The sequence below is a fragment of the Thermococcus sp. genome, assembly GCF_027008145.1.
Classification (GTDB): Archaea; Methanobacteriota_B; Thermococci; order Thermococcales; family Thermococcaceae; genus Thermococcus.
Window position 1 is genome coordinate 1 of sequence record NZ_JALTCZ010000115.1, and the last position, 6,773, is coordinate 6,773.

5 protein-coding genes and 2 pseudogenes are annotated in these 6,773 nt (G+C 52.0%); all 7 read left to right on the forward strand.

Annotation, left to right across the window (positions count from 1 at the left end; translation table 11 throughout):
* Positions 1-891 (forward strand): annotated as a pseudogene (locus MVD07_RS05610) (oligosaccharyl transferase, STT3 subunit); the annotation flags it as partial.
* A gap of 72 nt (positions 892-963) precedes the next feature.
* A pseudogene (locus tag MVD07_RS05615) lies at positions 964-2,273 on the forward strand (transposase).
* 87 nt (positions 2,274-2,360) lie between these two features.
* Positions 2,361-2,603 carry a CopG family transcriptional regulator gene (locus tag MVD07_RS05620; RefSeq protein WP_297499538.1) on the forward strand — a complete coding sequence of 81 codons (243 nt, stop codon included), beginning with the start codon at positions 2,361-2,363 and terminating at the stop codon, positions 2,601-2,603.
* A 34-nt stretch (positions 2,604-2,637) separates the two neighbouring features.
* Entirely contained in the window at positions 2,638-3,777 is a 1,140-nt protein-coding gene (gene sat / locus MVD07_RS05625; protein ID WP_297499540.1) for a sulfate adenylyltransferase, read from the forward strand.
* 170 nt (positions 3,778-3,947) lie between these two features.
* Positions 3,948-4,883 (forward strand): DHH family phosphoesterase, encoded by a 936-nt coding sequence (locus MVD07_RS05630; RefSeq protein ID WP_297499542.1) that lies wholly within the window; start codon positions 3,948-3,950, stop codon positions 4,881-4,883.
* 5 nt (positions 4,884-4,888) lie between these two features.
* A complete protein-coding gene (locus MVD07_RS05635; protein WP_297499544.1) occupies positions 4,889-6,319 on the forward strand; it encodes an alkaline phosphatase family protein in 1,431 nt (476 codons plus the stop codon).
* Between the two features lie 45 nt (positions 6,320-6,364).
* Positions 6,365-6,773: adenylyl-sulfate kinase (cysC, locus tag MVD07_RS05640; protein WP_297499547.1), on the forward strand; the 409-nt coding region annotated here is incomplete at its 3' end.

A 6,773-nucleotide genomic window follows, 5' to 3' on the forward strand; every position in this document is an offset into this window, starting at 1 on the left:
GCTTTAACGTACCTCGGGAGTCATTCAAGCATAAACGACGTCGTCCTGACCTGGTGGGATCAGGGCCACTGGGTTACCTACTATGCCATGAGGGCACCCGTGGCGCAGGGAGGGCCGAGCAGATGGGTGGCAAGATACTACCTCGGGCTTGTGAATGAAAAGAGCCTCATGAACCTCGGCGTTGACTACGTTATCGTTTCTTACGACACGATACTCCAGTTCGGCGCCGTCCTTGAGACCGCCGGAGTCCCCCCGTCTCAGTATGTCTTAATACCCCTCTGGTGGTCGGGCACATACGGAAACATGCTCATGTTCTCCAACGGACCGTATTCACTTATGGCAGTCCCAGGAAGAGAGTGGAACGTTAAGCTCAACGCAGGAGGCAGGATTCTAATACCTAGAGAAACATTTGTCGAGGACAAGAAGGGTATCCACAGAATACCTATCTCTGGTACTCCGAACTCTGACATTTATGCCTACATGAACCTAAACTACGGCTACGCCGTGATAATGAATGGGAAGGCCTTTAATACTCCTCTAGCGAGGCTCATGTTCACCAACAACTATTCAAAAGATTACAGGCTCTTTTACTCCGATGGAGGGATGGTGAAGATATTCAGGTTCGTCCATCCTAATGTGATCGTGACTTCCCAGAACGGTTCAATAGTTCTGAAGTTTACCAACGCCACAGGGACCGGCCTCGGCATCTACGGCTTCCTCGACAATGGGACTCTGGTCTACAAGAAGTGGTTCAACGTTAAGGGCAAAAGCGAGTTCATCCTCCCGGAGAACCTCAACGGGAGCGTGGTCGTTAGATATACCTACGCCAAGAAGGGACAAATTCTGGACAGGGGAGTTTTCAGGATTGAGGACGTTCTGGAAAAGAATTGACAACCACCCAGCTAGCCCTTAAGCGGGAAAGCAACACCCTTTTAAAGCCTAAGAACAATACCACACTTTGAAATGAAACGCTCAGTAACCATCAAACTCCAGCCGAGCAAGGAGCAGGAGAAAATCCTTTTTGAGTTAGCTCACGCTTCAGCGATAATCTGGAACAAACTCAATTACCAGCGTTTAAAACAATTCAAAGAATTCGGCAAGATTGATTTTAATGGAACAGAAAAGGAAGCTTATCACGAGTTCAAGGGCTGGATTGGTGGTTCGACAGTCCAACAATTAGCTAGAAAAAATGCCGAAAGCTGGAGGGGTTCTTCACACTCAACAAGAAGAAAAAGAATGGAGGACTACCAGAATGGTTCAAGCCCAAACCGCCCGGCTTTGTTAGAGAAGAAAAAGGCAGGAACCTCTTTATCATTCCAATCAGAAACGACCAGTATCGGATTGACGGGAACGTTGTCGAGTTAAGACGCCTTGGGAAGTTTGGAAGACTGGGGATTCAATTCAAGGGCAGAATTCACCTGAAGGGCAAGCAAGGACGCTTAGAGATAACTTACGACGAGGTAAAGCGGAAATGGTATGCCCACGTTAGCTTCACCGTCGAGGAGAAGCTAATCAACGACGAGTGGGTTAGTGTTCCGAGACAACCCTTAGGAGACCTCTCGGCGGGTATTGACTTGGGAGTAAACAACCTGATGGCCGTTTACGTTGAGAACGGTGAGAGTTTCTTGGTCAATGGAAGACCCTTAAAAAGCATTGCCTTTTACTGGCAGAAAAGAACAGCCGAGTATCAGTCAAAACTCAACAGGAGTGGAGTCAAAACGAGCAGGAAACTCAGAAGAATGCACGAGAAGGCGAGACTTCAGGCGAGACACTACATTAACACGGCAGTAAGGCAGACTGTGGAGAAGCTCTACCGCCTTGGGGTTAGCAAAATTGTCGTGGGTTACCCGAAGGGGATAGCCAGAAACTCTGATAGGGGCAGGAAGCAGAATTTTATCCTCTCTCACGTTTGGCGGTTCAATCATGTTATCAAACGCTTGAAGGAAGTGGCTGAGGAGTATGGTATTCAGGTTTTGGTTGTTGATGAGGCTTTCACTTCTCAATCCTGCCCTCTCTGTGGCCAACGCCATTCTGACGGGAGAATTTTTAGAGGTTTGTTTAAGTGCCATGGAGAGGGCGTTGTAATGAACGCCGACCTCGTTGGAGCTTTTAATATTTTGAAGAGGGCTGTGAAAACGATAACCCAGAGCCTCTCGGCTTTAACGGGATGTAGGGGTAATTGGCTGAAGACCCAGCCAGAGGGGTTCTCCGAACCCTCTTTTAATGTGAGGGTGGTAAGGATTACCCCTCAAACTCCCCCGCAGTTGGGTTAGGGGGTTCCTCGTTGGAACCCTCGCCGTTTACGGCGGGGAGGAGGTCAGCCCGAAACCCTTATTAACCTTCCCGAGTGGTATCCGTAGGTGCATTTTGAGCCGGAGGTGGTGAAGGTGGAGGAGCTCGTTGCCATTAAGATACCGAAGAGCCTTCATGAGAGGATAAAGGAGCGCATCGAGGGAACCGGCTTCGAGAGCGTTGACGAGTACGTCACCTATGTCCTCAGGGAGGTTCTTGCCAACCTCGAAGAGGAAGAGGAGGAAGTCTTCAGCGAGGAAGAGGAAGAGAAGGTCAAGGAGAGGCTTCGCGCCCTCGGCTACCTCGACTGATTCTTATCCCTTTTAGCGAGACAGAGGTGATAGAATGGTCTCAAAGCCCCACGGCGGAAAGCTCGTTAGGAGAATAGTTGCAGAGAGAACCCGCGAGAGAATCCTGAGCGAGCAGGGAGAATATCCCCACGTTGCCATAGACCACGGAAGGGCGATAGACCTTGAGAACATCGCTCACGGAGTTTACTCACCCCTCAAGGGCTTCCTCACGAGCGACGACTTCCAAGGCGTTCTCGATGAGATGCGCCTCACCAACGACCTGCCCTGGACGATTCCCATCGTTCTCGACGTGAAAAAGCCGAACTTTGACGAAGGTGATGCCGTTCTGCTCTACTACGGTGATCTGCCAATAGCGAGGATGCACGTCGAGGAGATTTACACCTACGAAAAGAGGGAGCTCGCCGTTAAGGTTTTCAAGACTGAGGATATAAACCATCCGGGCGTTGCCAGGGTCATGGAGATGGGGGATTATCTAGTTGGCGGTGAGATAGAGCTCCTTAACGAGGTTCCGAATCCCTTCGCGAAGTACACGCTTAGACCCGTTGAGACGAGGGTTCTATTTAAGGAGCTCGGGTGGAAAACTATAGTGGCCTTCCAGACTAGGAACGTTCCCCATCTAGGCCACGAGTACGTCCAGAAAGCGGCTTTGACGTTCGTTGACGGCCTCTTCGTTAACCCGGTGTTGGGGAGGAAGAAGAAGGGCGATTATAAAGACGAGGTCATAATAAAGGCTTACGAAGCTTTGTTCAAGCACTACTATCCGAAGGACGCCGCGACCCTAGCGACCGTCCGCTACGAGATGCGTTATGCCGGGCCGAGGGAGGCAATCCACCACGCAATAATGAGGAAGAACATGGGTGCAACGCACTTCATCGTTGGGAGAGACCACGCTGGTGTAGGCGACTACTACGGGCCCTACGAGGCCTGGGACACCTTCGATAACTTCCCGGATTTAGGGATAACACCGATGTTCATCAGGGAGGCCTTCTACTGCAAGAAGTGCGGTGGAATGGTGAACGCCAAAATCTGCCCGCACAGTGAGGAGTTCCACGTCCACATAAGCGGAACAAAGCTGAGGAAGATGATAATGGCCGGCGAGCAGCCGCCGGAGTACATGATGCGACCTGAGGTCTACGAGGTCGTCAGGAGCTTCGAGAACCCGTTCGTGGAGTGAGAATGGTCAATTTTATTGTTCTATTTTCTCCTGCTGGTGTAAATGATGAGGATGGTTAGAATTGGCATGGCAGACATGATTGAAAGTTTCAGTAGGAGAGTGGAGGAGGATGCCCCGGGGAGGTTCCCGATGGGGAGTCTCGGTTAGAGCAAACTTGGGGGGAAGTAGACATGCACCTCATAATTCATCACTGGGATACTGATGGGATAACCTCAACGGCCCTTCTCGTGAAGGCGCTTAAGCTTGATGGGTTCATGAACATGACGGCACCGATAGGCGAGTTCCGCTTTGATGAAAGAATATGGAAGGCAATTGAAACGGCCGAGAGGCTATACGTCCTAGACTTCAACGTGCCGGGGGAGGTCGAGAGGGTGAGAATTCCAACGCTCTTCATAGACCACCACAACCAGAGTAGGATTAAGAACCCCCTCGTGGAGCAGATAAACCCATCGCTGGAGGACAGGTACTATCCCTCCTGCTCCCTCGTCGTCTCGGAGCGTTTCGGTCTCTTCAACGCGTGGACTGCCCTTGGAATAGTAGGGGACATCGGCGAGAAGGCCTTCGAACTGAAGGTCGTTAATGGGCTCCTCAAAAAGGAGGGCCTATCCCGGGCGGAAGCCTTAAGGCTGGTAGAGCTAATAGACTCCAACTACATAGTGATGGAGAGAGAAGCGGTGGAGGAAGCTGTAAAGGTTCTCCTTGAAGGCGAGGTCAGAGAGCTCCTCGAACACGAACCCTGGGTCAGGAAGGCCGAGTCCATAAGGGAAGCCATCGAAAGAGTCGTTTCGAGCGTAGAAGAGAGGAATGGCTTTGCCTTCGTGGAGTTCGAGAGCCCCTTCAACATCATCTCAAAGGTGGCCAGAAAGCTTGTCTGGGAGCTTAATTACCGTGGAGCCATTGCCGTGAACAGAGACTTCCACGGGAAGGCCCAGCTCTACTTCAGGATCTCTCCCCGGGAGGCTGAGAGGATAGACATGGGTGAAGTCATCGCTAGGCTTAAGGGGCTGGGCACCAACTCGGGAGGGAAGAGAGAGGTAGTCGGTTGCGTCTGTGATGGGGATAAAATCGACGATGCCCTCAAAATCATTGAGGAATATCTGGGGTGAGGGATATGGAGTTTGAGAAGAAGGTTAGGGAAGGTATGGCGGAGACAAAGAAGCTCTTCGTTATGGGCTTGGACTCCGCTCCCCCTGAGCTACTCTTCGGAAAGTTCTACGACGAACTGCCCAACATGAGGAAGCTCATCGAGCGTTCAATCCACGGGCCGATGAAGACCGGCATTCCGGCAATAACGATTCCAATGTGGATGGCCATGGTCACCGGAAAGACTCCGGGTGAGCTCGGGCTCTACGGCTTCAGGCACAGGAAGGGATACAGCTACACGGACTACTGGATAGCCCACAGCAAGAAGGTGAAGGAGCCAACCCTCTGGGACTACTTAGGAGAGAGGGGAAGGAAATCAATAATAGTGGGTGTCCCGCCGACTTATCCGCCGAAGCCGATTAACGGCCATCTCGTCAGCTGTTTCATAACACCCGATGCCAGCGTTGACTACACCTATCCGAAGGAACTCAAGGGCGAGATTGAAAGACTCGTTGGCGAATACATCTTCGACGTCCCCTTCAGGAAGGAAGCCAAGGACGAGGTCAGGGAAGGTCTCTGGGAGATGACGGAGAAGAGGTTTGAGGTCATTCGCTACCTCCTTCAGGAGAAGGAGTGGGACTACTTTCACTTCGTCGAGATTGGCCTTGATAGAGTCCACCACGCCTTCTGGAGGTACTTCGATCCAGAGCACCACCTTTACCCCGGAAAGGGAAACAAATACGAGACTGTTATTCCCGACTACTGGAAGCTCCTCGACAGGGAGATTGGGAAGACGCTGGAGCTGATAGATCTTGACGAGACTGCCGTCATGATAGTTTCAGATCACGGGATCAAAGGGATGCACGGCAACTTCGCGGTGAACCAGTGGTTAGCGGAGGAGGGCCTGCTGAAGGTTAGGAACCCGGAGGTTCTCCACGACGGCAGGGTAAAGCGCTTCGAGCAGGTGAAGATCGACTGGAAGGAGACGACGGCTTGGGGATGGGGAGGCTACTACTCAAGGGTCTTTCTCAACGTTAAAGGCAGGGAGCTCTTCGGGAAAGTGCCAAAGAGCAGGTTCGACGAAGTTAGGGATGAAGTTGCCGAGCTTATACGCTCCATCAGGGGACCGAACGGCGAGAAGTGGGACAACAGGGTTTACTTCCCAGAGGACATCTATCCAGTAACAAGGGGCAACAAGCCGGACATCATGGTCTACTTCGACAACCTGAACTGGCGTGCCGCTGGAACGGTAGGCTGGGAAAGCAATTACCTGCCGGAGAATGACACCGGGCCGGACGATGCAAACCACTCGGAAGTTGGGGTATTCTCCCTCTACTTACCCGGACTGGACGAGAGCAGGCAGACACAGCTTACCATCTACGACGTTGCACCAACCGTCCTAACTCTCTTCGGGCTGAAGGAGAAGGCAGAGGAGCTTAGGGGGAGAAGCATCCTCTGACCCTCTCTGATGGTTCATCACCTTTTAGAATCGAGGGAAGCTGAAATGACGGGACTCAAGAACCTCAAGAAAGGCTTTACAATCTGGCTTACCGGACCGAGCGGTGCAGGGAAGACGACTTTAGCTGTAAAGCTCGCAAAAAGGCTCAGGGGAATGGGCTACCGAGTCGAGATCCTCGACGGGGACACGATAAGGAAGACGCTCTACCCAAACCTGGGCTTTTCCAAGGAAGCCAGGGAGATGCACAACAGGATCGTGATCCATATGGCCAAGCTCCTGAGTAGGAACGGCGTTATAGTGATAGTCTCACTCATCTCGCCCTACAGAGCAGTTAGAGAGTACGCTCGGAAGGAGATAGGGGACTTCATCGAGGTCTACGTTTACGCTCCCCTCAAAGTCAGAATCCAGCGTGATCCCAAGGGGCTCTACGCGAAAGCGTTGAGGGGCGAGATAA

Bases quoted from the DNA above. Each gene is read 5' to 3' on its own strand.
- sat (WP_297499540.1), top strand. From the start codon at position 2,638: ATGGTCTCAAAGCCCCACGGCGGAAAGCTCGTTAGGAGAATAGTTGCA.
- MVD07_RS05630 (WP_297499542.1), top strand. From the start codon at position 3,948: ATGCACCTCATAATTCATCACTGGGATACTGATGGGATAACCTCAACG.
- MVD07_RS05635 (WP_297499544.1), top strand. From the start codon at position 4,889: ATGGAGTTTGAGAAGAAGGTTAGGGAAGGTATGGCGGAGACAAAGAAG.